Origin of the sequence: Mycobacteroides sp. H003 (assembly GCF_001440135.1) — a bacterium.
GTDB lineage: Bacteria > Actinomycetota > Actinomycetes > Mycobacteriales > Mycobacteriaceae > Mycobacterium > Mycobacterium gwanakae.
The window spans coordinates 170,923-195,408 of the sequence record NZ_LJYL01000019.1 but is presented as its reverse complement, the minus strand read 5'-3'; the positions used below and the strand labels follow the sequence as shown (position 1 = coordinate 195,408).

Genomic DNA, 24,486 nt, shown 5'->3' with positions numbered 1-24,486 from the left:
TCAGTGGAAGCTGTCGTGCACCTTGAGTACAGCTGCGGTGAAGGCCTGATCCAGGAGCACCGCATCGGGCTCGGTGCCCTGAAAAGTCATGTAGGTGGCCTGGATTCGTATATCGGCGATCTGCGCGATGAGCGACAGGGTGGTTTGTGTACCGTTGCCTGCCCCGGACGGCGACACCGTTTGGTTGACCGCCACCGAGTCATCGGCGTTGATGGGCGGAGCCACTGCTTGGGAAGCCGTCACCGTGCTCGTGACCTGGTCCGGGTCGGTGAAGGTATACGAAGTACAGCGCTCCAGTTGCGTCTTGTAGGTGGCAAGCGGTTGCGGCACGCGAAGTACCGCCACCGTGATGGTCGAATTGTCGGACTCGTTGGTGCCCACCGCCACCGCTGCGTCCTGCGGCACTGCCGGAACGGGTTCCGGTGTGCATGTGGTGGGGGCGACGGTAGCCGCATCGGGCACGCCCCGGATGTCGCGGAGCGCCAGACCGGCGGCACCAGGATCCAGCGTGGTGGCCGGATATTGATGCGGGAAGTCCGTCGGCGCCAGCAGGAGCGCCCCCACCGGGCCCGCCGGTGCCCGCAGCGGCGCGGTGGTGGTGGTCAACGGGGACGATGCGCCACCGGATGACTCCATGGGCGTTCCGTCGATTGCCCGCGTGCATGCGGGCGATGTCGCGGCGCAGCATCCAGCCACAACCATCGTCGCTACCAGCCGCGATGCCGTCACGGTCACATGCTGCCATCGGCACGGCCCGGGTCCCCGGAGGCGCGCGCGAGATTCGGGAGGGACAACTGTTCATGTCACCGTGACACGGACGGCATGCACGGTTAGACGAATCGGCGTATTGAGTACACCCATGACCAACGGCCTTCGCGCAAGCGGCTCATCCACGGCAGCAGAAACCCCCACCTACGACCTCGTCGTCATCGGATCGGGCCCTGGCGGCCAGAAAGCCGCCATCGCCGCGGCCAAGCTGGGCAAGTCGGTGGCCGTGGTCGAACGCGACAACATGCTCGGCGGTGTCTGCACCAACACCGGAACCATTCCGTCCAAGACGCTGCGCGAGGCCGTCCTCTACCTGACCGGCATGAACCAGCGCGAGCTCTACGGCGCGAGCTACCGGGTGAAAGCGAACATCACTCCCGAGGATCTGCTGGCCCGCACCGAACACGTCATCCGTAAGGAAATCGAGGTGGTGCGTTCCCAGCTCCTGCGCAATCGGATCGACCTGATCAGCGGCATCGGACGGTTCGCCGATGAGCACACCGTCGTAGTGGAAGAACCCTCCCGGGGCGAGCGCACCACACTGCATGCCGAGTACGTCGTGCTGGCCACCGGCACCAAGCCCGCCCGGCCCGCCGGTGTGGCGTTCGACGAACGCCGCGTCCTGGATTCGGACGGCATCCTGGATCTGCGCTTCATCCCCGGATCCATGGTGGTGGTCGGTGCGGGCGTCATCGGAATCGAGTACGCCTCCATGTTCGCCGCCCTGGGCACCAAGGTGACCGTGGTGGAGAAACGCGACTCGATGCTGGACTTCTGCGATCCCGAAGTCGTTGAGGCCCTTCGCTTTCACCTGCGCGACTTGGCCGTGACCTTCCGTTTCGGCGAGGAGGTCACCGCCGTCGACGTCAATGATTCGGGCACCATGACCACATTGGCCAGCGGCAAACAGATCCCCGCCGACACCGTGATGTACTCCGCGGGACGACAGGGGCAGACAGATCAGCTCGACCTCGCCCGGGCCGGGCTGGAGGCCGACAACCGAGGCCGGATCTGGGTTGACGCGAACTTTCAGACCAAGGTCGACCACATCTACGCGGTGGGTGATGTGATCGGCTTCCCCGCGCTGGCGGCCACCTCGATGGATCAGGGCCGCCTCGCGGCCTACCACGCGTTTGGCGAGCCCTCCAAAGGCATGACCGATCTGCAACCGATCGGCATCTACTCCATCCCCGAAGTGTCCTATGTGGGCGCCACCGAGGTTGAACTCACCAAGAACGCGATTCCCTACGAGGTGGGTGTCTCGCGTTATCGCGAGCTGGCGCGCGGACAGATCGCCGGAGATTCCTACGGAATGCTCAAGCTGCTGGTGTCCACCGAGGACCTCAGGCTGCTCGGAGTGCACATCTTCGGCTCCGATGCCACCGACCTGGTCCACATCGGACAGGCGGTGATGGGCTGCGGCGGCACCGTCGAATACCTGGTCGACGCAGTTTTCAACTACCCGACGTTCTCCGAGGCCTACAAGGTCGCCGCACTCGACGTGATGAACAAGATCCGCGCGCTCAATCAGTTCAAGGCCTGAAGGATTTCGCGCTGGGCGAATGCCGCCCACATCCGGAATTTGCATCCCGCCTGGGCCGTTGAGGCCATAGGTACATTCGCCGTTTGCCTGCCAGTAAGGGACACTGGTGGGACGAGGACGCGAAGGGAGGCGAATCATGACAAGCAGTAACGACGGGGAGCAGCAGCCGTACAGACCCGATCAGAGTGGCATGTACGAGCTGGAATTCCCGGGTCCACAGCTGGCATCCGCCGATGGGCGCGGTCCGGTTCTGGTGCATGCGTTGCAGGGCTTCTCCGACTCCGGTCACGCCGTGAAGCTGGCGGCCGCGCACCTGCGTGACACGCTCGAAAGCGAATTGGTCGCGTCATTCGCCATCGACGATCTGCTCGACTACCGGTCTCGCCGTCCGGTGATGACGTTCAAGAGCGATCACTTCACCGAGTACGCCACGCCAGAACTCAACCTGTATGCGCTCAAAGACACCAAGGGCACACCGTTCCTGCTGCTGGCCGGGCTTGAGCCAGATCTGAAGTGGGAGCGTTTCGTCACCGCGATCCGGCTGCTGGCCGATCAACTCGGCGTACGCAAGACCATTGGACTGGGCGCGATTCCGATGGCGGTGCCGCATACCCGCCCGATCACCCTGACCGCACACGGAAACGACCGCAAGACCCTCGACGAGCACCCGGGCTGGATCGATGAGGTCCAGGTCCCGGGCAGCGCCTCCAACCTGCTGGAGTTCCGTCTGGCCCAGCACGGCCACGATGTGGTCGGCTTCGCCGTCCACGTTCCCCATTACCTGGCACAGACCGACTACCCGGAGGCCTCGCAACGCCTGCTGGAGGAAGTCGCCAGGACCGGCGATCTGGATCTGGATCTGCAGGCGCTTACCGAGGCAGCCGGCAAGGTGCGCAACCAGATCAACGAGCAGGTGGAAGGCAGCGAAGAAGTCGCTCAGGTGGTCCATGCGCTGGAACGCCAGTACGACGCCTTCGTCGCGGCGCAGGAGAATCGCTCGTTGCTGGCACGGGACGAGGAGCTTCCCAGCGGTGACGAACTGGCCGGAGAATTCGAGCGTTTCCTCGCTGAACAGGCCAAGTTCGGCGAGGATCCGTCCGGCGATGGGCCTGTTCTCTAAGCCTGTTGTCCGCTCGCCGCGCCAAATTTGCGGCGAAGGGTCAAAATACTTGACATGAATCCTCCGCCGCGGCTCCTGCATCCGGTGCCGGATACCGAGCACACCGAGGGTGCCGATGTCGGCGACAATGCTGAATCGGCCACCGACGCATCGACGCGTCCGCGGATGGCGTTCCGCACCATCCACGGGTACCGGCGCGCCTTTCGAATCGCGGGATCGGGACCCGCACTTCTGCTCATCCACGGTATCGGCGACAACTCCGCGACATGGGACAGCGTGCACGCGCAGCTCGCCGAGCATTTCACTGTGATCGCCCCGGATCTGCTGGGGCACGGCCAGTCGGATAAACCACGCGCCGACTACTCGGTGGCGGCCTACGCCAATGGCATGCGGGACTTGCTGGCCGTGCTGGACATCGAGAAGGTCACCGTCGTCGGGCATTCGCTAGGCGGCGGCGTTGCGATGCAGTTCACCTACCAGTTCCCCCACCTGGTGGAGCGCCTGATCCTGGTTGCGCCAGGCGGGGTGACCAAAGACGTCAACATCGTATTGCGTTGTGCGTCAATGCCCGTCATCGGAGATGCGATCGGCCTGCTCAGACTACCGCTGGCGATGCCGATGATCCGGCTGACCGGCGCAATAGCCGGCGCGACGTTGGGACGGGCCGGAATGGGCCGCGACATCCCCGACGTCCTGCGGGTTCTCGCCGACCTGCCCGAGCCCCGGGCCTCGGCCGCGTTCACCCGGACGCTGCGTGCCGTGGTTGATTGGCGCGGCCAGGTGGTCACCATGCTCGACCGATGTTATTTGACCGAGTCCGTTCCCGTGCAGCTGATTTGGGGTAGCGACGACCTGGTGATCCCGGTTAGCCACGGCCATTTCGCCCATGCGGCGATGCCCGGCTCGACACTAGAGATCTTCGAGCACTCCGGGCATTTCCCCTTCCACGACGACCCCGATCGATTCATCAGCATCGTGCGCCAATTCATCGACTCCACCGAGCCCGCCGAATACGACGAGAATGAGTTGCGCCGACTGTTGCGCACCGGCATCACCGAGCACACGATCAGTGGGGCCGCACGGACCCGGATGGCGGTGCTCGATGCCATGGGCACCGACGAGCGCAGCGCCACCTAGCCACGAGAGCTCAAGCGGTACCGAAGGATTGCGCAGTTCACGGGGTATCCCGGTGCGCGGCGTGCGCGAGACGTAGAGTCGACGCATGAGTGTTGATGTCGCGGTTGTCCGCGTATTCACCGATGAGACAGGCAACTTCGGCAATCCCCTAGGGATCGTTAATGGCGCCGACGTTCCAGCGTCGGCACGCCAGGAGGTCGCTACCCGGCTGGGTTTCAGCGAAACAGTTTTCGTCGATCTTCCCGCCGAAGGATCCAACACCGCACATCTGCGGATCTTCACCCCGGCCGCCGAGCTGCCCTTCGCCGGACATCCGACCGTCGGATTGGCGTGGTGGCTGCGTGAACGCGGGACACCGGTCAACACCCTGCAGGTTCCCGCAGGCGTGCTCCAGGTGAGCTATGACGACCGCACGTGGATACGCGCTCGGTCCGAGTGGTCACCCGAGACCGATTTCCACGAGCTGGACTCCCCCAGCGATGTGGATGCTGCCGATCCTTCCGACTACGCCGACGAACTACTGCATTGCGTCTGGGCGTGGCAGGACCGCAATACGAGTCTGGTGCGATCGCGGGTATTCGCGTTCGACCTGGGTGTCAACGAGGACGAAGCAACCGGGTCGGTGGCGGCGCGGATGACCGATCTGTTGAGCCGTGATCTGATCGTCAATCAGGGCAAGGGTTCACAAATTCTCACGCAATGGAGCCCGGAGGGCTGGGTGACGATCGGTGGCCATGTCGTCGCCGATCAATCATTGACGCTGGACTAGTGACGCGCGACACCGCCACCTGGGTCTAGGACCCGGTCGGTGCGTCCCGATGCGCGCGCAACGCGGCGATCTCGCGTTCGAAGTCCTCGGCAGAGCTGAATCCGCGGTACACCGAGGCGAAACGCAGGTACGCGACCTCGTCCAGGTCGCGAAGTGGGCCAAGGATGGCCAGGCCCACCTCATTGCTGGGAATTTCCGGAGATCCGGCCGCCCTGACGGCGTCCTCGACTTGCTGAGCAAGCAGATTCAGCGCGTCGTCATCGACATCGCGGCCCTGGCAGGCACGGCGTACGCCCTTGATGACCTTGTCGCGGCTGAACGGCTCGGTGACACCGCTGCGCTTCACAACGGCGAGCACAGCGGTCTCGACAGTGGTGAAACGACGGCCACATTCCGGGCACGATCGACGTCGCCGTATCGCCTGACCCTCATCCGCCTCACGGGAATCGACTACGCGCGAGTCTGGATGCCGGCAGAACGGACAGTGCATTACTGCTCCTTCGCCGGTTCTGGACTCCAAGTCGTTGGGCTGGGTGAGCTGACGCACAGCACAACGCGCCCAGACCGGTGTCGAGGATACCCGTGCTCCCGCACGTTCGAAGGTCACGCCCGTTCGCCGATCAGCCGACCGGAGAAACCAGCGTCTGACCGGCTTGCACTGTCGCCGAGTCGAGTTCATTGAGTTCACGGATCTTGGACACCACAGCCGAGCGCGGCGCACCCGGTGCGACACGCGAGGCCACATCGGCCAGGGTCTCTCCCGGAGCGACCTGGACAACCGCCACACGGTCCGGCACGTCAACTCCCCCGATTCCGGCAGCGCTGACCTGGCCGAGCATCAACAGCCACATGGTCGCCACGGCAGCACCCACCGAGACAACGATGGTGGCCTTAAGGCTCACCGGGCTACGACGGTGCACCCGATGTGGCACCGACGAGACTCGGATGCCGTTACCCCGGTACGCAACCGGCCGTCCGGAAGGCCTCCGGTAGGCGACGGTGCGCACCGGCAGTGCCCGGCGCTGGGTCAGCGGGTACTGGGCGCTGTACGCACGCGCCTGCGGGGCGCACTCGCGTGATGCGTGCTCGGCGGTGCGAAGACGCGGCGTGGTGAGAACGTTTGTGCTCATCGGTATGCCCTTCCTGTCCTGTCGATCGGTAAGCCCGTTCGCTCTTATGTTCGAATGTACTCGATCATGTGTTCGATGTCCGAACATGTGATCGATTTGTAGCATCCGCCACCGACAAGTGGTTCTGACCAGCATCGACACTCCAGATGGCCGGGCCAGCGACCGTCATTGACGACACGCATCGAACACATGTTTGATAAATGTCGTCGACAGGTCTAGATTCGGGTCCATGAGCGATACACCCAGCAAGGGACCCGCCACCGGTTCACTGACCGAGCGCCAGCGGACCATCCTGGAGGTCATCCGCGCATCGGTGAATGAACGGGGCTACCCCCCGAGCATCCGCGAAATCGGAGACGCCGTCGGGCTTACCTCGACGTCGTCGGTCGCCCATCAACTACGCACCCTCGAACAGAAGGGCTTCCTGCGGCGTGATCCGAACCGTCCACGCGCCGTTGATGTTCGGGGTATCGATGACACCCACACCCCGTCTGCCACCACCGATGTGGTGGGTTCGGGCGATCTGCCGGAGCCCACGTTCGTGCCCGTGCTGGGACGGATCGCCGCCGGTGGCCCGATCCTGGCCGAGGAGGCCGTTGAGGATGTGTTCCCGCTCCCCCGCGAACTTGTCGGCGAGGGATCGCTGTTCCTGCTCAAGGTCGTCGGCGAATCGATGATCGACGCCGCGATCTGCGATGGCGACTGGGTGGTGGTCCGCCAGCAGAACGTCGCCGACAACGGCGACATCGTGGCGGCGATGATCGATGGTGAGGCGACCGTCAAAACATTCAAGCGGACGACGGGTCAGGTGTGGCTGATGCCGCACAACCCGCTCTTCGAGCCCATCCCCGGTAACGACGCCGCCATCCTCGGCAAGGTCGTCACCGTTATCCGCAAGGTCTAGGCCGACCCGGGCGGCGGCCCGGGCGCAGAAGCATCCTCGACGGACGTTAAGAAGAGCTGGAAGTGCGCCACGTCGTGCCAGCTACCCAGCTTGTAACCGATGCGTCGATACAGCGCCACCTGTTCGAATCCCATTGCCAGGTGTAGTTTTTCGCTCGCCAGATTAGGCACTACGACAACGGCCAGCACGGTGCGATAGCCGAGAGAGCGCAAACGCTCCAACAGCGCCGCGTACAACTGACGACCCGCTCCGCGCTGCCGGCGCGCACCGTCTACATACACACTCACCTCGCAAGCCCACTGATAGGCCGTGCGAGACTTCCATGGCACCGCATAGGCGTACCCGAGAATCTCTCCGGCGTCCTCGGCGACTAGCCAGGCATGGCGGTGGGCCGCCGTCTGGATGCGTTCGGCAAGAACGACATCCGACGGCGGCACCTCCTCGAACGAAATAGCCGTCTCGGTGACATACGGCGCATAGATCGCTGCGCACGCGGCCGCGTCGGCGGCCGTGGCGTCACGAATACGCATCCGCGACTAGAGCGAACGCCCGATGATCTCCTTCATGATCTCGGTGGTTCCGCCGTAGATCGTCTGGATACGAGAGTCCATGTAGGCACGCGCCACCGGGTATTCACGCATGAAGCCGTAACCGCCGTGCAGCTGCAGGCAGCGGTCGATCAGGTGAACCTGCTTCTCGGTGCTGTACCACTTGGCCATCGCGGCCTGCTCGACGCTCAGTTCTTTCTTGTTGAGCAGCGTGATGAATTCGTCGACCATGATTCGGATCATGGTCGCGTCGGTGGCGAGCTCGGCCAGCACAAAGCGGCTGTTCTGGAAGCTCTTGATCGGCTTGCCGAACGCCTTGCGCTCGGATGTGTACTCGATGGTCGCCTCGAGCATGGTTTCCATCGCCGCAGCCGCGACGACCGCAATCGACATGCGTTCCTGCGGCAGGTTCTGCATGAGGTAGATGAAGCCCTGGCCCTCTTCGCCCAGCAGGTTGGCGGCGGGCACGCGAACGTCGGTGAAGGACAGCTCGGCGGTGTCCTGGGCGTCCAGACCCATCTTGTCGAGCTTGCGGCCGCGCTCAAAGCCCTCCATGCCGCGCTCGACGACGATCAGGCTGAAGCCCAGCGCACCCTTTTCGGGGTCGGTCTGTGCGACCACGATCACCAGGTCGGCGTTGATGCCGTTGGTGATGAAGGTCTTCGCGCCATTGAGAATGTAATGATCGCCGTCCTTGACCGCGCGGGTCTTGATGCCCTGCAAGTCGCTGCCGGTCCCCGGCTCGGTCATGGCGATGGCGCTGATCAGCTCGCCGGAACAGAATCCCGGGAACCAGCGTGCCTTCTGCTCGTCGTTGGCCAGATCCCGGAAGTACGGGCCCGCGACATCGTTGTGCAGGGTGAAACCGATACCCGACTGACGGGCCTTGGTGATCTCTTCACCGATGATCGCGTTGTAGCGGAAATCCACGAGCCCGCCGCCACCGAACTCCTCGGGCATATCGGTGCCCAAAAAGCCCTGCTTGCCGGCCTCGACCCACAGCGAGCGGTCGACGATCTTGTTCTCGTCCCACTCCTCGCGGTAAGGCTCTGCATGCCGTTCCAGGAAGGTCTTGAACGACTCGCGGAACAGTTCGTGCTCGGGTTCGAAGATGGTGCGTTTGAACTTAACGGCGCCGGCCATGATCACCTTCCGGTTTGGATTTACGTACTTGGCAGAATGTATACCAACCCACTGGTCGGTTGGTACTCGCCTACCCGGTTTCGACGGACAGAAAGCCTAGGCTGATTGAGGTGACCAGGCTGGCGCTTTCACATACCCACTGGGGTGCATTCACGCCCGAGGTCCGCGACGGCGAAGTGATCGGTGTCACGCCCATCCCGACGGATCTGGACCCCTCCCCGCTGCTGCAGAACATTCCTGGTTCGATCCGCCACCAGGCCCGGGTTACCGCACCGTCTGTGCGGCGCGGCTGGCTGCGGGACGGGCCCGGCCCCAGTACTGCCCGCGGCTCGGACGAGTACGTGGAGGTGTCCTGGGATGAGCTCACCGAACTACTGGCCGATGAACTGCGACGCATCGTCGACACCCACGGCAACCAAGCCATCTACGGCGGCTCGTACGGCTGGGCCAGCGCGGGACGATTCCATCACGCTCAGAGTCAGGTGCACCGGTTCCTGAAACTGCTCGGCGGGTATACCTTTTCGCGCCATTCCTACAGCCTGGGCGCCACCGGCGTCATCATGCCGCACGTCGTCGGCACCCACGATGGGCTCTTCAAGAGGTCGACGTCATGGGATGTCATCGTCGAGAACACCGATCTGCTGGTGGCATTCGGCGGCATCGCTCTCAAGAACACGGGGGTGAACCACGGCGGCACCACCGCGCATCCGGCCCGCGATGCCCTCGACAGGTTCCGTGCCCGTGGAGGGCGCATCGTCTCGTTCAGTCCGCTGCGCGATGACATCGACGGCGAGTGCGAATGGCATGCACCCGTTCCCGGGACAGACGTCGCGGTCATGCTCGCACTGGCCCATGTGTTGGCCACCGAGGGTCTTGCAGATCTCACGTTCCTGAACGCCTATTGCACCGGTTATGAACGATTCGAACGGTATCTGCTGGGCGCGGAGGACGGCGTGCCCAAGAGCCCCGAATGGGCGGCAAGCATCAGCGGCCTGAATCCTGACCAATTGCGCACCCTGGCCCGGCGCATGGCGGCCGGTCGGACCCTGGTGACGGTCAGCTGGTCGCTGCAGCGAGTGCGGTACGGCGAGCAGGCCCCATGGATGGGACTGACCCTGGCGGCAATGCTGGGTCAGATCGGCATTCCCGGAGGTGGCTTCGGCCACGGCTATGGCTCGATGAACGAGGCGGGACTCGCGCCGGTCAGCTGCTGCCTGCCTACCTTCCCGCAGGGACCCAACCCCGTCGAGAGCTTCATTCCAGTGGCGGCCATCAGTGAGCTGCTGCTGCGCCCCGGCGAAACACTCGCCTACAACGGCCAGACGCTCACCCTGCCCGACATCAAATGCGTTTACTGGGCGGGTGGCAACCCGTTCCACCACCACCAGAATCTGCCGCGGTTGCGCCGGGGCCTGGCCCGCGTCGACACGGTCGTCGTACATGATCCGGTATGGACGGCGATGGCCAAGCACGCCGACATCGTGGTGCCGTCCACCACCAGCCTCGAACGCGACGATTTCTCCGGAAGCCGCAATGACCCGCTTTTAGTGGCGATGAAGGCCGTCGCACCGCCGTATGCCAACTCTCGCGACGATTTCACCACGTTCTCAGCCCTGTCCGATCGGCTCGGATTCGGCGAGCAATTCGCCGAAGGGCGCACCGCCGCGCAATGGCTGCGCCACATCTACACCGAATGGGCGGGCGCTCTGGACTTCCCGGTGCCGACGTTCGAGGAGTTCTGGGAACAGGGGTACCTGCGGCTGCCCACCGACCCGGGTCTGACGCTGCTATCGGATTTCCGCGAGAACCCCGACGCACACCCGCTGCACACCCCGAGCGGACGCATCGAGATCTTCTCGGAAACCATCGATGGCTTCGGGTATGCCGACTGCGGCGGACATCCACAGTGGTACGAACCCACCGAATGGCTGAACGGCGAACGTGCCCAAAGCTTCCCGTTACATCTGATCGCGAACCAGCCCCGTACCCGGCTGCACAGCCAGCTCGATTTCGGCGGCACCAGCCAACGCTCGAAGGTTCAGAGACGCGAACCCATCCGCATGCACCCGACCGACGCCACCGAACGCGGTATCGCCGATGGTGACGTGGTGCGGGTGTTCAACGACCGGGGCACCTGCCTGGCGGGCGCTGTTCTCGACGAGGGCCTGCGGCGCCACGTGGTGCAGCTGTCCACCGGGGCATGGTTCGATCCGATCGATCCGGCCGACCCTGATTCGCCCTGCGCACACGGGAACCCGAACGTACTCACCGACGACGCAGGCACCTCGTCGTTGGCTCAGGGCTGCACCGGTCAGCACGTACTCGTGCAGATCGAACGGTTCGAGGGCACACCGCCGCCCGTGCGCGCGTACATCCCGCCACGTCTTGTCGAGCGCGACTAGAGCCGCTACTTCAGTTCCAGCAGGCTGGCGGCCAGCGCCTGCGGCACTCTGGCGATCACCCGCGTGCCGGCCGCGAGGTGCTCGGTGGATTGCACATGCCCGTCGGTATGGATCCGGGCCACCAAGTCACCACGCTCATAAGGGACGACCACGTCGACGGGCACATCGCCACGGGGCACCGTCTCGGCGAGCGCGTCGCGCAGCTTGGCAATGCCGTCGCCGGTGTGCGCCGACACGAACAGCGCTTTGGGCAGCGCACGACGCAACTGCGCCAGGGCAAGATCACTGGCCGCGTCGATCTTGTTGATCACCAACAGCTCCGGTGCCGCCGACGAATCGTGATCCGCGACGACGTCGCTGATGACCGCACGCACCGCTTCGATCTGGGCCAGCGGCGCCACGTCCGAGCCGTCCACCACATGGACCAGCAGGTCGGCGTCGGCCACCTCCTCCAGAGTGGACCGGAAGGCCTCGACCAACTGGGTGGGCAGGTGCCGTACGAAACCGACGGTGTCCGTGATGACGAATTCGCGTCCGTCGTCAAACGTTCCGCGGCGGGTTGTCGGTTCGAGTGTTGCGAACAGTGCGTCCTGGACCAGCACCCCGGCTCCGGTGATCGCGTTCAGCAGGCTCGACTTACCGGCATTGGTGTAACCGACGATGGCGATCGAGGGCACATCGCTTTCGAGCCGACGGCTGCGCTTGGTGTCACGCACCTTCTTCATGTCGCGGATCTCGCGACGCAGCTTGGACATGCGCTCACGGATTCGGCGCCGATCGGTCTCGATCTTCGTCTCACCGGGGCCGCGGGTACCCACGCCGCCACCGGCGCCTCCGGCACGACCACCGGCCTGACGAGACATGGATTCACCCCAGCCGCGCAGTCGCGGCAGCATGTATTCCATCTGCGCCAAAGACACCTGGGCCTTGCCTTCGCGGCTGGTGGCGTGTTGGGCGAAGATATCCAGAATCAGCGCGGTGCGATCGATGACCTTGACCTTCACCGCTTTCTCCAAGGCCACCAGCTGCGCCGGGCTGAGCTCGCCGTCGCAGATCACGGTGTCGGCACCGGTGGCCAGCACGATCTCCCGTAGCTCTATCGCCTTGCCAGAGCCGATATATGTTGCCGGATCGGGCTTTTGGCGACGTTGAATCAAACCTTCGAGCACCTCGGATCCTGCGGTTTCGGCCAGCGCGGCGAGTTCGGCCATGCTGGCGTCGGCCTCCTGGGACGTCCCGTCGGTCCAGACACCCACCAGCACAACCCGTTCCAGGCGCAGCTGCCGGTACTCGACCTCGGTGACGTCGGCAAGTTCGGTGGAGAGCCCCGCCACACGTTTGAGTGCCGCGCGGTCTTCGAGGGCGAGTTCGCCATCGGTGGGTGTCTGATAGGTCGTCGAATTCATGTCTCTGCTGTCTGCTCTTCGCGCGAGTCGCTCGTCGCGCACCGATGCTCCCACCGGTGGCTCATCGATCGCATCCGAATTATCCGCAGGAGCCAATGCCGCCCCACCATTCGTCGGAAATCTCACCGTCGGCCAACAGCATCGAAGGCCCGCGCAGGAAGCTGGACTCTGCGGTGACCGTCACCCGGACCTGTCCGCCCGGGATGTTGACGACGATCTCGCCGGTCGACTGCCCCAGGTGGCGCAGCGCCGCATAGGCGGCCGCCACGGTTCCCGTTCCGCAGGAACGTGTCTCACCGACACCGCGCTCGTGGACCCGCATGTGTACCGCACCGACGGCAGCGTCCGTGCCGTTCACGGGGGCCGTGAGCACCTCGATGTTCACCCCGTCGGGAAACAGGACCTCGTCAAAGCTGACCTGGGCACCCACGTCGAGTATGCGGAGATCCTCAACGGTCAGATCCGGGTCCGCACACGCCAGATGCGGATTGCCGACGTCGATGGCGAGGCCGGAGAACCGCCGACCGCCAACACTTGCCTCGCCGGCGCCGAATTCCTTCACCGGCCCCATGTCGACGGTCACATCGGCCGTGAGCTGGCTCCACGAGTTGATACGTACCGGCCGGGGCCCGGCCAGGGATGCGACCACGAACTCGTCCCGGTGTTCCAGCCCCACCGAACGCAGGTAGTGCGCGAACACCCGCACGCCGTTACCGCACATCTCCGCGATGGAACCGTCCGCATTGCGGTAGTCCATGAACCAGTCTTCGCTGCTCACTCCGGCAGGCTTCTCGTCCAGCACCCCACCCTCGAGGGCAGCGCCCACGGTGGTCACGCGCAGCACGCCATCGGCCCCAAGGCCGCGTTGCCGATCGCATAACGCCTGAACGGCGGGCACCGTCAGATCCCGCTTGGTGTGGATGTCGGGCAACACCACGAAGTCGTTCTGGGTGCCGTGGCCCTTGGTGAACTTCACGTATTCGAGGATAGGCGCCACCGCGACTCAATTTCGCCGCAGAGTGCTCCTGCATCGCCGCCGTCGCCCGCGAGCCACATGATGCGGTGATCGCGGCCGAACCACGATCGCTGACGACGCACGTAGCGCCGGGTGCCGATGAATGTCAGTTCCCGCGCCTGCGACAGATCATCGGAGCCTCCCCCGGCGTCCAAAGCCGCGATCACCTGGGCATATCCGATGGCCCGTGACGCGGTCACGCCCTCGCGCAATCCGGCGTCCAGCAGCTGCTCGACCTCCGCGACAAACCCCTGCTCGAACATCAGGTCGGTGCGCCGCGCGATCCGCTCATCGAGTTTCGAGGTCTCCCAGTCCAATCCGACGATCAGGGTGTCCCAGCGCGGGGCCCCGATGGTGGGTGCCGACGCCGCGAACGGCTGCCCGGTGAGCTCGATCACCTCCAGTGCCCGCACCGTGCGGCGCCCGTCGGTGGGCAAGATGATGGCTGCCGCCGCCGGGTCGCGCACCGCAAGTTCGGCGTGCAGCGCGGCGACTCCGATCTCCGCCAGCCGCTGCTCCCAGCGGGCCCGCACCTGCGCATCGGTGGCCGGAAACGCCCAATCATCAAGCAAGGCTTGGATGTACATCATCGATCCGCCGACGATCACGGGCACATGCCCGCTCGCCAACAAAGTGTCGATGGCCGCGACGGCCTTCTGCTGATAGGTCGCGACGGTGGCGGTCTCGGTCACCTCGAGCACATCGAGCATGTGATGGGGAATGCCCCGGCGGTCAGCCGTAGGCACCTTGGCCGTACCGATATCCATGCCGCGGTACAGCTGCATCGCGTCGGCGTTGACGATCTCGCCACCCAGTCGCTCGGCGATATCCAATGCGAGTGCCGATTTGCCTGTAGCCGTGGGGCCGATGACCGCGATGGGCCGCATCACGACACCTGCCAGGTGCCCGCGAAGTACCCGACCCCGTACGGGGAGCCCTGGTAGAGACACTGAGCTTGGACCTGATCGGACCCCACCAATCCGCCGAGCACCTGGTAGACGGAGCCCCCGGTGATGACATCCGATACGCGGTGCAACGCGGCCGCGTCCCCCTGGGTGAGCGCATCGACAAGGTCCTGCTGCGCGGCACCGGACTCGGGCCGGTATCCCCCGGGCGCCTTGTCGGTGAGGGTGTTGGCGCCGTCGGCGATGACGAGCACACCCGGAGGCGTCGGCATCGCGTGGATCTCGTCGCGCAATGCCCGCCCGATGGCGGCGCCATCCGTGCCCGAGACCAGTCGCGCCTCCACCGCAGCGGCTGGCACCTGCGCCCGCAGCCATCCGGCGATGAGCACCGGCAGTGGGAGTTGGGTGGGTCCGGATATCGTCGAAGACAGCGAAACACGCACGTCAACCCCGTATCCGGCGAATGTGCCCGATACTTCGCTGCCATACCGTCCGTCCCCCGCCCCAATGGCTATCCACTGTGTGGGCAGACTTCGCACCGCGATGATGGCGGCCTCGCGCAGCTCGGCGGTTTCCTGGGCAGCCTCTCCGCCCAGCTCGGGCACCAGCAGCGGGGTCGACGGGCAGATCGCTATCGAAAGAGCCACGGCGTTAGGAAACCTTCGGGGTCGTCGGTGGCGTATTTCCGGTCGTTTCACTGACCCGCGCCTGCAGGACCGCCTCGCTGCGCGCCAGTGCCGCCGTCGCAGCAACCATGATCACCACTGCGAACACGAGCATCATGGCGCCAAAGGTATTGGTGCGAAACGATTCACCTAGTACCAAGATGCCCAGCAACGAGGCGACCACGGGCTCGGTCACCGTCATCGTGGGTAGCGAGGCCACCAAAGTCCCAGCGTGGAAGGCGGACTGCTGGAGCGCCACCCCGGTAATGCCGACCGCCGCCAGCGCGTAGCTTTCCGGGTTGATCAACAGGCGGACAATGCCGTGGCCAAGCGAATCGACAACACCTTTGGTGAGAACGGCCATCAGTCCCCACATGATCCCCGACGCCACCGCCAGCAGCACCGCCCGGCGCGGCCCGGGCCACCGCCGGGCGCCCTCCAGACACAGCAGCGTGACGGGTCCGATGACGGCGGCAACCTGCATCCACAACTGCGGTGTGGCATGTGGCATGCCGGCCACCGGGTTGCCCACCGACACCACCACGGAGATGGCGCCGGCAAGCAGAATCGCGGCTCCCCACTGGTATCCGGTGACCCTGCGTTTGGCCCACCGCGACTCGATGACCAGCGCGAACAGCAACGAGGAAACCATGATCGTCTGCACCAGCACAACCGAGCCCACACCTAGCGCGGCAGCCTGCAGCCCGAAGCCCACCAGGCTGATCAGCGTGCCCAGCCACCAGGGCCAATGCCGCAATAACGTGGTGATGGGACCCAATGCGCCGATATCATCGGCGGGCACGGCGTGGGCAGTGCGCTGGTGGATGACATCGCCGAACGCGACAGCCGCGGCGGCTCCGACGGCGAGTGCCGACGCGATATCCGCCTGGGACATCGCGGCCTCCTTGCGGAATCATCTGGCATATGTTCGCCCGTGCGGCGATGACACCTGTTTGAATGAACGGTGTAGTGAGCTTAGGGCGCCGTGTTGCGCGGCAACAATTGTAGGAAGAGGTTTCATGTCCGATCAGACCCAGCCGGAACTCTCAACACAGCAAGAGAGCGTTGCCCCCGTCCCCCGGCCGGGGCCGAAACCTCATCCGATGCCGCGGCGTCCCGCGGCATCGGCGCCCACCCCTGCTGCTCACCACGGTGACCCGCACAAGTTCGGCCGCGTAGATGACGACGGCACCGTCTGGCTGATCACCTCCGCCGGCGAGCGTCAGATCGGGTCGTGGCAGGCCGGGGATGCCGACGCGGCGTACTCGCATTTCGGCCGCCGATTCGAAGACCTGGAGACGGAGATCCAGCTGCTGGAACTGCGGCTCGGCTCGGGTTCCGGCGATGCACGCAAGATCAAGACCGCTGCCGAGCACTTGGCGCAGACCCTGCCCACCGCCGCTGTCCTCGGCGATGTGGACTCGCTCTCGGCACGGCTGTCGGCGCTCGTGGAGTCCGCAGATACCCAGGCGGCAGCAGCACGCGCACAGCGCGATGAGGCGCGTTCAGCGAGCATCTCCCGCAAGGAGGAGCTTGCCGCCGAAGCCGAGGAACTGGCGACCAACTCCACCCAGTGGAAGGCTGCCGGCGACCGGATCCGCGCCATTCTCGACGAGTGGAAATCCATCCACGGCGTCGACCGCAAGACCGACGACGCCCTGTGGAAGCGGTACTCGACGGCACGCGAGACGTTCAACCGCAGGCGCGGCGCACACTTCGCCGAGCTCGATCGCGAACGCGCCGGGGCACGGGAGAAGAAGGAAGACCTGTGCAAGCAGGCCGAGGCACTCTCGGATTCCACCGACTGGGGTGCCACCGCGGCCGCGTTCCGGAACCTGCTGAATGACTGGAAGGCCGCCGGGCGGGCTCCCCGGGAGACCGACGACAACCTGTGGCACCGTTTCAAGGCTGCTCAGGACAAGTTCTTCTCGGCGCGCAATGCCGAGTCCGCCTCCCGCGATGCCGAATTCGTGGCCAATGCCGACGCCAAGCGCGCGTTGCTGGTCGAGGCCGAGAAGATCGATCCGGAGACCGATGTGGATGCTGCTCGGGCGGCGCTGCGGGCCATCGGCGACAAATGGGATGCCATCGGAAAAGTGCCGCGCGAGCAGCAGACCGATCTGGAACGGCGGCTGCGCGCGGTGGAGAAGAAGGTGCGCGAAGCCGGCGAGTCCGGCTGGGGCGACCCGGAGGCAGAAGCCCGTGCCGAGCAGTTCCGTGATCGCGCACGCCAGTTCGAGGAGCAGGCCGCCAAGGCGGAGGCTGCGGGCAAAGCCAAGGATGCCGAGAAGGCCCGTGCCAGCGCCAAACAGTGGCAGGAATGGGCCGATGCGGCGGTGGCCGCGGTCAAGAGCCGCTCGCGCTAGTTACTGCGCGCCCTCGTCGTCCTCGAAAGCGTCATCGAGGAACGTGCGCTGATCGCGTTTAGCGGCCTCGCGGCGCTGCTGCTCGGCCGCCAGCTGCACGGCGGTACGCGACCACACCACACGCGCCCAGTGGAAGGTCAACAGGATGACGGCGATCCAGGCGACCACCAAACCGATGCCCGGCCCGGGATGTCCGGCTCCGGCGGTCTGACGGGTCCAAATCGCAAGCATGCCAATCACACTGGCGACAAACGAGCCTGCCAGTGCGATCCAGGACAGCACCCAGCGGCGTGTCAGTAATGCCAGCATGGAAAACCCGACACCGAAGACCATGGCAAGCCAGACGAAGATCCTGGACGGCACCCGCACCGATTCCTGGTCTGCGATCGCGCCGTTGACCAGAACGTCGAACCCTCTGGCGTGTCCGGTATGCGGCAGTACGAAGGTCAGCAGCAAGGCGAAGACCAGGACAGCCACCACCATGGCGCGGGCGCCCGGATCGATCTCACCGGCGACTTTTTTCTCGGCCGCATCGATGTCCCTGCGGAACTCCTCGAATTCGGCGTCTTTTCCGGATTCCGCGTCACTCATAGCCCGCACCCTGCAACCTCAATCTGCTCTGCCGCCTTCGGGACTCCGATGGCCGGCATGCCCAAGCCAATTCCCGATGTGGACGGCTTCTTGCCGGTTTCGTGTGCATTACCCGCCTGGGTGCGCCGATGACTGAGCACTCCCCCGTCGGCGATCAGGTGATGCGGTGCCGCGCCGGTCACGTCGACGGTGATGACGTCTCCGGGCCGCAGTTCCCCATCGATGTGCCCCTGCGGCCGGAAGTGCACCAGCCGGCCGTCGCGGGCGCGCCCGCTCATCCGCGCGGTCTCACCGTCCTTGCGCCCTTCCCCGGTGGCGATCAGCACCTCGATCTGTCGACCGATCTGCTTTTGATTCTCTTCCAGCGTGATGGACTCCTGTAACAGGATGAGCCGGTCATAGCGTTCCTGCACAACGGCTTTCGGCAGCTGGTCGGGAAGATCGGCAGCAGGGGTACCGGGCCTGATCGAGTACTGGAACGTGAACGCGCTAGAAAAACGTGCCCGCCGCACGACCTCGAGTGTCTGCTCGAAGTCTTCTTCGGTCTCCCCGGGGAAGCCGACGATGATGTCGGTGGTGATCGCGGCGTCCGGCATGACCGCACGCACCTTGTCGATGATCGACAGGAAGCGCTCGGAGCGGTAAGAACGGCGCATCGCCTTCAGGACGCGGTCTGAACCGGACTGCAGCGGCATATGCAGCTGCGGACACACATTGGGTGTCTGCGCCATGGCTTCGATGACGTCGTCGGTGAATTCGGCGGGATGTGGTGAGGTGAAACGCACCCGTTCCAGCCCCTCGATGCGGCCACAGGCACGCAGCAGGTCGGCGAAAGCGCCACGATCACGGGCGATGTCGGGATCGGCGAAGTTGATGCCGTAGGCGTTGACGTTCTGCCCGAGCAGCGTCACCTCCAGCACACCCTGGTCCACCAGAGCCTGCACCTCGGCGAGGATGTCACCGGGACGACGATCGATCTCCTTGCCGCGCAACGAGGGCACGATGCAGAAGGTGCAGGTGTTGTTGCAGCCCACCGAGATCGACACCCAGGCCGCATAGGCCGATTCGCGCGTCGCGGGCAGCGCGGACGGAAAGTGCTCAAGGGCCTCGACAATCTCAACCTGGGCCTCGTTGTTGTGGCGCGCGCGTTCCAGCAGCGTGGGCAACGAACCGATGTTGTGGGTGCCGAAGACGACGTCGACCCATGGCGCCTTCTTGAGCATGCCCTCGCGATCCTTCTGCGCGAGGCAGCCGCCGACAGCGATCTGCATGTTCGGGTTGGCGGCCTTACGGGGCGCCAGGTGGCTGATGTTTCCGTACAGCTTGTTGTCGGCGTTCTCGCGTACCGCGCAGGTGTTGAAGATGATGATGTCGGCGTCGGTGCCGTCGGGGGCCTTGACGTATCCGGCCGCATCCAGGAGGCCCGACACCCGCTCGGAGTCGTGCACATTCATCTGGCAGCCGTAGGTGCGGACCTGGTACGTCCGGACCGCCGATTGATCGGAAGTCACGGTACTGGTCACGGACTTATGGTACGTGCCCGCGTTCAGGCCGTTTCTCGCGCCGATGGGCGGCGGTTCCGCCACCGCGGCGTCATCGCACCCCGCGCTCCGGAACATGCCAGCCCTGCCACCAATCGTCGATGCTGCAGACGGCGTTCACACCTATCCACATCCACCAGCCGGCCCATATCCACGACTCCGGGTGCCCGGGCGCGGCGAATGCTTCGAGAACACCGAGCACGACGACCATCACGATCAGCGCGGCGACGACCGCGAAGGAGATATCTCGCCGCGGCCGGGGCCGCTCGAGAATCTCGCTGTCGCGCAGATGCCGCCCCGCATCGACGGTCACCTGCCTCGATGGCGTGACCAAACGCATTAGCGAGCTGGGCAGCAGAAATAATCCGCAGACCAGCCCGAAACTCGCCGCGATCCAGCCCCAGGTCGTTGCCCCGTTGATCACCGCGACCGGAAAAGACGCTATGAACAGAACAGATGCGAGGACTCTTGCGGACGCCTTGATTCGCGGGCCTTCGACGGAAGACCGCCGTCGCGTCCACATGGCCCCAGTATTGCAGATGTTTGCTGACGTCGGTCAGGCGAGGTGCCGGATCGCGGACCGTCCTATTCGCGGACCCCGGCGTTCCACGCTGCAAAAGTGTGGGGAACCCGTATTGTCTGACCATGCCGGTGAGCACCGACACCTCAACGAGCGGGGAAAACGCCCCCGCAACAAGCATCCCGATGATCTCCCTTGAGCATGTCGACAAGCACTTCGGCGACTTGCACGTCCTCAAGGACATCACCCTGGAAATCCCACGCGGTCAGGTCGTTGTCATCCTCGGGCCTTCCGGCTCGGGCAAGTCGACCTTGTGTCGCACCATCAATCGCCTCGAACCCATCGACACCGGCACCATCCGAATCGACGGCAAGGCCCTTCCCGAAGAGGGACGCGCGCTGGCCAACCTGCGCGCGGAGGTAGGGATGGTCTTCCAGTCCTTCAACCTCTTCTCACACAAGACAATTCTCGACAACGTGACGCTCGCGCCCATGAAGGTGCGCAAGAAGGACAAGGAATCCGCGCGCAAGCACGCCATCGAGCTGCTGGAACGCGTGGGCATCGCCAGTCAGAAGGACAAGTACCCCGCACAACTGTCCGGCGGGCAGCAGCAACGCGTCGCGATCGCCAGATCGCTGGCCATGGGCCCCAAGGTCATGCTGTTCGATGAGCCCACCTCCGCGCTGGACCCCGAGATGGTCAACGAGGTTCTCGATGTCATGGTGTCGCTGGCCAAAGAGGGCATGACCATGCTGGTGGTGACCCATGAGATGGGATTCGCCCGTAAGGCCGCAGACCGCATCATCTTCATGGCCGACGGTGCCATCGTCGAAGACACGGACCCGGAAAGCTTCTTCACCAATCCCAAGTCCGAACGCGCCAAGGACTTCCTCGGAAAGATCCTCGGCCATTGATCGGCCGCTTACGCGAAGAAGCTCAAGCACTGATGCGACGGCACATCGCGCTGGTGGCGGCAGTTGCCTTGGTGACCGCCCTCGTCAGTTCCTGCGGCAGTACCGAGCCACGTCAGCTGCTTGGATCGATCCGGGGCGGAACCGTCGTCCTCGGTACGAAATTCGATCAGCCCGGGGTGGGCTTGCAGCACCCCGACAAAAAGATGAGCGGATTCGACGTCAAGATCTCCGAGTACGTCGTCAACGCCATCGCCGACGAACTCGGTGTCAAGCACCCGGCCATCCGCTGGTATGAGACGCCGTCGGCGCAGCGCGAGCAGCTCATCGACAACGGCACGGTGGACATGATCGCGGGGAGTTACTCGATCAACTACAGCCGCGCGCAGAAGGTGTCGTTCGCGGGCCCCTATCTCATTACCTACCAAGGGCTCCTGGTACGCAAGGCCGATGACTCGCTGACCACATTGGATGACCTCAACCGGGGCAAGAAGCTGTGTTCGGTGTCCGGATCGACGCCCGCACAGAACGTCAAGAATCTGCTGACCGGCACACAGCTGCAGGAGTTCGATTCGTACTCCTCGTGCGTAGAAGCACTGCGGCGGGGCAAGGTCGATGCACTCACCACCGACGAGACCATCCTGGCCGGGTACGCCAAGCGGTACGAGGGTGAGTTCAAGCTGATTCAGATGAACTACGAGCTGAGCAAGCCGTTGTGCATCGGGAAACCCAAGAAACAGAAGAAAAACGGTGACCCGTTCTCCAGGGAGGTGTACGGGATCGGTCTGGCCAAGGGCGATACCGCAGCCATCGAGGCCATCGACCGCGCACTCGACAAGATGATCGCCAGCGGAACCTGGGATGCCGATCTGCGGGAAGCTCTCGGCGACAGCACTATCGATGATTGGGAGAAGCGCGCCACCGGCGGCACCTACGCGCTGCGGCCCGATCCCTCACCGGCTGCGGTCGAGAAGATCACCGGTGTGAAGCCCGTCGCCGACAAGGCGTGTGAGGCCGCATGAACGCGCTGTGGGCGAACATGGGGCCGCAGCTATGGCCGGCGTTCTGGACGACGCTCAAGCTGACATTCTTTTCTGCGATAGGCGCCCTGGTGTGGGGCACACTGCTGGCCGAATGCCGGGTCTCACCGGTGCCGATCATGCGAATCTTCGGCACCTGGTACGTCAACCTGGTCCGCAATACCCCGCTGACCCTGATCATCTTGTTCTGTTCGGTGGGGCTATACCAGAACCTCGGCATCGCGCTGGCGCCCGAGAACTCCAACTTCATCAGGAACAACAACTTCTGGCTGTCTGTTCTCGGCTTCTCTTTGTACACGGCAACTTTCGTATGCGAGACGCTGCGCTCCGGCTTCAACACCGTTCCGTTGGGCCAGGCCGAGGCAGCCCGGTCCCTCGGATTGCCGTTCTGGAAGGTCTTGACGCTCATCGTGTTACCGCAGGCCATGCGGTCGGTCCTGGCCCCCATGGGCAGCGTGCTGATCGCGCTGGTGAAGAACACCTCGATCGCCTCGGCGATCGGGGTGGCCGAGGCGGCCCTGCTGATGCGGTCGGAGATCGAGCTGTTCGCCGATCAGATCGTCTGGATCTTCCTCATCATCGCGGCGGGATACATGGTGATCACGTTGACGATCGGACTGACCTTCGGATACTTCGCGAAGCGATTGGCGGTGAAGCGATGACCGGCAGCGCCACCGTCATGTACGACGCGCCCGGCCCAAAGGCCAGGGCGGTCAATCGGATCATCGCCGTCGTGTTCACCGCGCTGGTGGTCGCCGTCGGCGCGTGGGTGATCTGGACACTTATCGCCAATGAGCAGCTGACCGCCGAAAAGTGGTCGCCCTTCCTGCAGCCCGACACGTGGACGACCTACATCCTGCCCGGCCTGGTGGGCACCATCAGCGCGGCGGCGCTGTCGATCATCTTCGCGCTGGTCCTCGGCGCGGTGCTCGGCATCGGCCGGCTCTCCGAGCACCGGACGGTGCGCTGGATTTCCAGCGCCCTCGTCGAGTTCTTCCGGGCGATCCCCGTGCTCATTCTGATGGTGTTCTCGTACTACCTGTACGGGCAGCAGGCAGTGTTCCCGTCCGAATACCTGGCGTTCGCTGCCGTGGTGACGGGACTGTCCCTCTACAACGGCTCGGTCATCGCCGAGATCCTGCGCTCGGGCATTCAATCGCTTCCCAAGGGGCAGTCCGAGGCCGCGGTGGCGCTGGGCATGCGCAAGTCGCAGATGATGCGACTGATCCTGCTCCCCCAATCGATCGCGGCAATGCTGCCCGCATTGATCTCTCAGATGGTCATCGCGCTCAAAGACTCCGCGCTGGGCTATGCCTTCGGTTACATCGAGGTGGTGCGGTCGGGCATCCGGTCGGCGTCGTACTACGGAAACTATCTGCCGGCGCTCGTCGTGGTGGCGATCATCATGATCATCATCAACTTCGCACTCTCGTCGCTGGCCACCAACATCGAGCGGCAGCTGCGTGAAGGCCGAAAGAAGAAGAGTCTCTTAGAGGTTCCGCACGCACAGCCCGAGCCGGGATTGGTCACCAAGGACCTGTTGGAGACCCGCGGCGTGGATCCCGCTCATCAGGATCTACGCCGGGATTACGGGGAGTAACTACCGGATCGGCAGTGGCGACTCGTCACCGGCCGGGCGCGGACCGAAGATGCGGCGTTCCGTCTCGGCGATCGGGGTGTCGTTGATGCTGGCCTCTCGCCGTGACATCAGCCCTTCGGCGGTGAACTCCCATAACTCGTTGCCGTAGCTGCGCCACCACTGCCCGGCCTCGTCGTGCCATTCGTATTGAAAGCGCACCGCCATCCGGTTCTCCCGGAATCCCCACAGCTCCTTGCGCAGCGCGTACCCGTTCTCCCTGGCCCATTTGCGGGTCAGGAAGGCGACGATTTCAGCGTGTCCGGTAATGAACTCGTCGCGGTTTCGCCATACCGAATCTTCGGTGTAGGCGGTGGCGACGATCTCGGGATCACGTGTGTTCCAGGCATTCTCGGCGGCCCTGACTTTCTGGTGGGCAGATTCGATGTCGAACGGCGGCAGCGGTGGACGCATGATGTGTCTTTC

The 24,486-nt window shown here is 64.5% G+C and carries 25 protein-coding genes; 11 read left to right on the top strand and 14 right to left on the bottom strand.

Annotation, left to right across the window (positions count from 1 at the left end; genetic code table 11):
* Nucleotides 1-735: a hypothetical protein gene (locus tag AOT87_RS13645; RefSeq protein WP_057968335.1), complete on the bottom strand. Its 735-nt coding sequence runs from the start codon at nt 733-735 to the stop codon at nt 1-3.
* 124 nt (nt 736-859) lie between these two features.
* Here AOT87_RS13645 and sthA point away from each other — a divergent pair, with 124 nt between their 5' ends.
* The 4 genes from sthA (at nt 860) to AOT87_RS13625 (ending at nt 5,337) form a co-directional block, all read left to right on the top strand.
* A complete protein-coding gene (sthA, locus tag AOT87_RS13640; protein ID WP_046254068.1) occupies nt 860-2,311 on the top strand; it encodes a Si-specific NAD(P)(+) transhydrogenase in 1,452 nt (483 codons plus the stop codon).
* A gap of 136 nt (nt 2,312-2,447) precedes the next feature.
* A complete protein-coding gene (locus AOT87_RS13635) occupies nt 2,448-3,431 on the top strand; it encodes a PAC2 family protein (protein WP_030093811.1) in 984 nt (327 codons plus the stop codon).
* A gap of 54 nt (nt 3,432-3,485) precedes the next feature.
* Nucleotides 3,486-4,568, top strand: coding sequence for an alpha/beta hydrolase (locus tag AOT87_RS13630; protein ID WP_078285429.1), 1,083 nt, complete (start codon nt 3,486-3,488; stop codon nt 4,566-4,568).
* An 85-nt stretch (nt 4,569-4,653) separates the two neighbouring features.
* Nucleotides 4,654-5,337 (top strand): PhzF family phenazine biosynthesis protein, encoded by a 684-nt coding sequence (locus AOT87_RS13625; RefSeq protein ID WP_057968336.1) that lies wholly within the window; start codon nt 4,654-4,656, stop codon nt 5,335-5,337.
* Between the two features lie 25 nt (nt 5,338-5,362).
* Here AOT87_RS13625 and nrdR read toward each other — a convergent pair whose 3' ends face one another.
* Both nrdR and AOT87_RS13615 read right to left on the bottom strand, forming a co-directional pair.
* Nucleotides 5,363-5,827, bottom strand: a complete 465-nt coding sequence (nrdR, locus tag AOT87_RS13620; RefSeq protein WP_030093814.1) for a transcriptional regulator NrdR — start codon at nt 5,825-5,827, stop codon at nt 5,363-5,365.
* Between the two features lie 130 nt (nt 5,828-5,957).
* Complete coding sequence (locus tag AOT87_RS13615) at nt 5,958-6,467, bottom strand: LysM peptidoglycan-binding domain-containing protein (protein ID WP_046254071.1); 510 nt, start codon at nt 6,465-6,467, stop codon at nt 5,958-5,960.
* 229 nt (nt 6,468-6,696) lie between these two features.
* Here AOT87_RS13615 and lexA point away from each other — a divergent pair, with 229 nt between their 5' ends.
* Complete coding sequence (gene lexA, locus AOT87_RS13610; protein ID WP_057968337.1) at nt 6,697-7,371, top strand: transcriptional repressor LexA; 675 nt, start codon at nt 6,697-6,699, stop codon at nt 7,369-7,371.
* On the opposite strand, the gene AOT87_RS13605 is transcribed toward lexA, so the two are convergent.
* Both AOT87_RS13605 and AOT87_RS13600 read right to left on the bottom strand, forming a co-directional pair.
* On the bottom strand, nt 7,368-7,901 hold the full coding sequence (locus AOT87_RS13605; protein WP_057968338.1) for a GNAT family N-acetyltransferase: 534 nt from the start codon (nt 7,899-7,901) through the stop codon (nt 7,368-7,370). The genes lexA and AOT87_RS13605 overlap by 4 nt on opposite strands.
* 6 nt (nt 7,902-7,907) lie before the next feature.
* On the bottom strand, nt 7,908-9,062 hold the full coding sequence (locus AOT87_RS13600) for an acyl-CoA dehydrogenase family protein (protein ID WP_030093818.1): 1,155 nt from the start codon (nt 9,060-9,062) through the stop codon (nt 7,908-7,910).
* Nucleotides 9,063-9,172: 110 nt separating this feature from the next.
* Here AOT87_RS13600 and AOT87_RS13595 point away from each other — a divergent pair, with 110 nt between their 5' ends.
* Entirely contained in the window at nt 9,173-11,464 is a 2,292-nt protein-coding gene (locus AOT87_RS13595) for a molybdopterin-dependent oxidoreductase (RefSeq protein WP_057968339.1), read from the top strand.
* A gap of 5 nt (nt 11,465-11,469) precedes the next feature.
* Here AOT87_RS13595 and hflX read toward each other — a convergent pair whose 3' ends face one another.
* From hflX to AOT87_RS13570, 5 genes are all read right to left on the bottom strand, one after another.
* On the bottom strand, nt 11,470-12,870 hold the full coding sequence (gene hflX, locus AOT87_RS13590) for a GTPase HflX (protein WP_057968340.1): 1,401 nt from the start codon (nt 12,868-12,870) through the stop codon (nt 11,470-11,472).
* Nucleotides 12,871-12,949: 79 nt separating this feature from the next.
* The gene (dapF, locus tag AOT87_RS13585) at nt 12,950-13,846 is read right to left on the bottom strand and encodes a diaminopimelate epimerase (RefSeq protein ID WP_057968341.1); all 897 of its coding nucleotides are present in this window, start codon (nt 13,844-13,846) and stop codon (nt 12,950-12,952) included.
* Nucleotides 13,843-14,772, bottom strand: a complete 930-nt coding sequence (gene miaA, locus AOT87_RS13580) for a tRNA (adenosine(37)-N6)-dimethylallyltransferase MiaA (RefSeq protein WP_057968342.1) — start codon at nt 14,770-14,772, stop codon at nt 13,843-13,845. Before miaA ends, dapF begins: the two co-directional genes overlap by 4 nt.
* A complete protein-coding gene (locus AOT87_RS13575; protein ID WP_057968343.1) occupies nt 14,772-15,437 on the bottom strand; it encodes a hypothetical protein in 666 nt (221 codons plus the stop codon). Before AOT87_RS13575 ends, miaA begins: the two co-directional genes overlap by 1 nt.
* A 4-nt stretch (nt 15,438-15,441) precedes the next feature.
* The gene (locus AOT87_RS13570; RefSeq protein WP_057968344.1) at nt 15,442-16,350 is read right to left on the bottom strand and encodes a DMT family transporter; all 909 of its coding nucleotides are present in this window, start codon (nt 16,348-16,350) and stop codon (nt 15,442-15,444) included.
* A 124-nt stretch (nt 16,351-16,474) separates the two neighbouring features.
* On the opposite strand from AOT87_RS13570, the gene AOT87_RS13565 reads away from it, so the two are divergent.
* A complete protein-coding gene (locus AOT87_RS13565) occupies nt 16,475-17,821 on the top strand; it encodes a DUF349 domain-containing protein (RefSeq protein ID WP_078322147.1) in 1,347 nt (448 codons plus the stop codon).
* Here the strand turns inward: AOT87_RS13565 and AOT87_RS13560 are convergent, their stop codons facing one another.
* The 3 genes from AOT87_RS13560 to AOT87_RS13550 all read right to left on the bottom strand — a co-directional run bounded on the left by AOT87_RS13560 (nt 17,822) and on the right by AOT87_RS13550 (nt 20,476).
* On the bottom strand, nt 17,822-18,412 hold the full coding sequence (locus AOT87_RS13560) for a hypothetical protein (protein WP_057968346.1): 591 nt from the start codon (nt 18,410-18,412) through the stop codon (nt 17,822-17,824). It abuts the gene before it with no gap.
* Entirely contained in the window at nt 18,409-19,935 is a 1,527-nt protein-coding gene (gene miaB / locus AOT87_RS13555; RefSeq protein ID WP_057968351.1) for a tRNA (N6-isopentenyl adenosine(37)-C2)-methylthiotransferase MiaB, read from the bottom strand. Before miaB ends, AOT87_RS13560 begins: the two co-directional genes overlap by 4 nt.
* 70 nt (nt 19,936-20,005) lie before the next feature.
* The gene (locus AOT87_RS13550; protein WP_057968347.1) at nt 20,006-20,476 is read right to left on the bottom strand and encodes a hypothetical protein; all 471 of its coding nucleotides are present in this window, start codon (nt 20,474-20,476) and stop codon (nt 20,006-20,008) included.
* Nucleotides 20,477-20,658: 182 nt separating this feature from the next.
* Here AOT87_RS13550 and gluA point away from each other — a divergent pair, with 182 nt between their 5' ends.
* Genes gluA through AOT87_RS13530 form a run of 4 tightly spaced genes read left to right on the top strand, consistent with a single transcriptional unit; the run spans nt 20,659 to nt 24,024 of the window.
* The gene (gluA, locus tag AOT87_RS13545; protein ID WP_030093828.1) at nt 20,659-21,387 is read left to right on the top strand and encodes a glutamate ABC transporter ATP-binding protein GluA; all 729 of its coding nucleotides are present in this window, start codon (nt 20,659-20,661) and stop codon (nt 21,385-21,387) included.
* Entirely contained in the window at nt 21,387-22,406 is a 1,020-nt protein-coding gene (locus tag AOT87_RS13540) for a glutamate ABC transporter substrate-binding protein (RefSeq protein WP_078322211.1), read from the top strand. The genes gluA and AOT87_RS13540 overlap by 1 nt, the downstream gene beginning before the upstream one ends.
* Nucleotides 22,403-23,086, top strand: a complete 684-nt coding sequence (locus AOT87_RS13535; RefSeq protein ID WP_030093830.1) for an amino acid ABC transporter permease — start codon at nt 22,403-22,405, stop codon at nt 23,084-23,086. The genes AOT87_RS13540 and AOT87_RS13535 overlap by 4 nt, the downstream gene beginning before the upstream one ends.
* Complete coding sequence (locus tag AOT87_RS13530) at nt 23,083-24,024, top strand: amino acid ABC transporter permease (protein WP_078313547.1); 942 nt, start codon at nt 23,083-23,085, stop codon at nt 24,022-24,024. Before AOT87_RS13535 ends, AOT87_RS13530 begins: the two co-directional genes overlap by 4 nt.
* Here the strand turns inward: AOT87_RS13530 and AOT87_RS13525 are convergent, their stop codons facing one another.
* The gene (locus AOT87_RS13525; RefSeq protein ID WP_030093832.1) at nt 24,025-24,477 is read right to left on the bottom strand and encodes a nuclear transport factor 2 family protein; all 453 of its coding nucleotides are present in this window, start codon (nt 24,475-24,477) and stop codon (nt 24,025-24,027) included. It lies immediately after the preceding gene.
* Between the last annotated feature and the right edge of the window lie 9 nt (nt 24,478-24,486).

Coding starts and splice junctions, on each gene's coding strand:
- sthA (WP_046254068.1), top strand. CDS start 860: ATGACCAACGGCCTTCGCGCAAGCGGCTCATCCACGGCAGCAGAAACC.
- AOT87_RS13635 (WP_030093811.1), top strand. CDS start 2,448: ATGACAAGCAGTAACGACGGGGAGCAGCAGCCGTACAGACCCGATCAG.
- AOT87_RS13630 (WP_078285429.1), top strand. CDS start 3,486: ATGAATCCTCCGCCGCGGCTCCTGCATCCGGTGCCGGATACCGAGCAC.
- AOT87_RS13625 (WP_057968336.1), top strand. CDS start 4,654: ATGAGTGTTGATGTCGCGGTTGTCCGCGTATTCACCGATGAGACAGGC.
- nrdR (WP_030093814.1), bottom strand. CDS start 5,827: ATGCACTGTCCGTTCTGCCGGCATCCAGACTCGCGCGTAGTCGATTCC.
- AOT87_RS13615 (WP_046254071.1), bottom strand. CDS start 6,467: ATGAGCACAAACGTTCTCACCACGCCGCGTCTTCGCACCGCCGAGCAC.
- lexA (WP_057968337.1), top strand. CDS start 6,697: ATGAGCGATACACCCAGCAAGGGACCCGCCACCGGTTCACTGACCGAG.
- AOT87_RS13605 (WP_057968338.1), bottom strand. CDS start 7,901: ATGCGTATTCGTGACGCCACGGCCGCCGACGCGGCCGCGTGCGCAGCG.
- AOT87_RS13600 (WP_030093818.1), bottom strand. CDS start 9,062: ATGGCCGGCGCCGTTAAGTTCAAACGCACCATCTTCGAACCCGAGCAC.
- hflX (WP_057968340.1), bottom strand. CDS start 12,870: ATGAATTCGACGACCTATCAGACACCCACCGATGGCGAACTCGCCCTC.
- miaA (WP_057968342.1), bottom strand. CDS start 14,772: ATGCGGCCCATCGCGGTCATCGGCCCCACGGCTACAGGCAAATCGGCA.
- AOT87_RS13570 (WP_057968344.1), bottom strand. CDS start 16,350: ATGTCCCAGGCGGATATCGCGTCGGCACTCGCCGTCGGAGCCGCCGCG.
- AOT87_RS13565 (WP_078322147.1), top strand. CDS start 16,475: ATGTCCGATCAGACCCAGCCGGAACTCTCAACACAGCAAGAGAGCGTT.
- AOT87_RS13560 (WP_057968346.1), bottom strand. CDS start 18,412: ATGAGTGACGCGGAATCCGGAAAAGACGCCGAATTCGAGGAGTTCCGC.
- AOT87_RS13550 (WP_057968347.1), bottom strand. CDS start 20,476: ATGTGGACGCGACGGCGGTCTTCCGTCGAAGGCCCGCGAATCAAGGCG.
- gluA (WP_030093828.1), top strand. CDS start 20,659: ATGATCTCCCTTGAGCATGTCGACAAGCACTTCGGCGACTTGCACGTC.
- AOT87_RS13535 (WP_030093830.1), top strand. CDS start 22,403: ATGAACGCGCTGTGGGCGAACATGGGGCCGCAGCTATGGCCGGCGTTC.
- AOT87_RS13530 (WP_078313547.1), top strand. CDS start 23,083: ATGACCGGCAGCGCCACCGTCATGTACGACGCGCCCGGCCCAAAGGCC.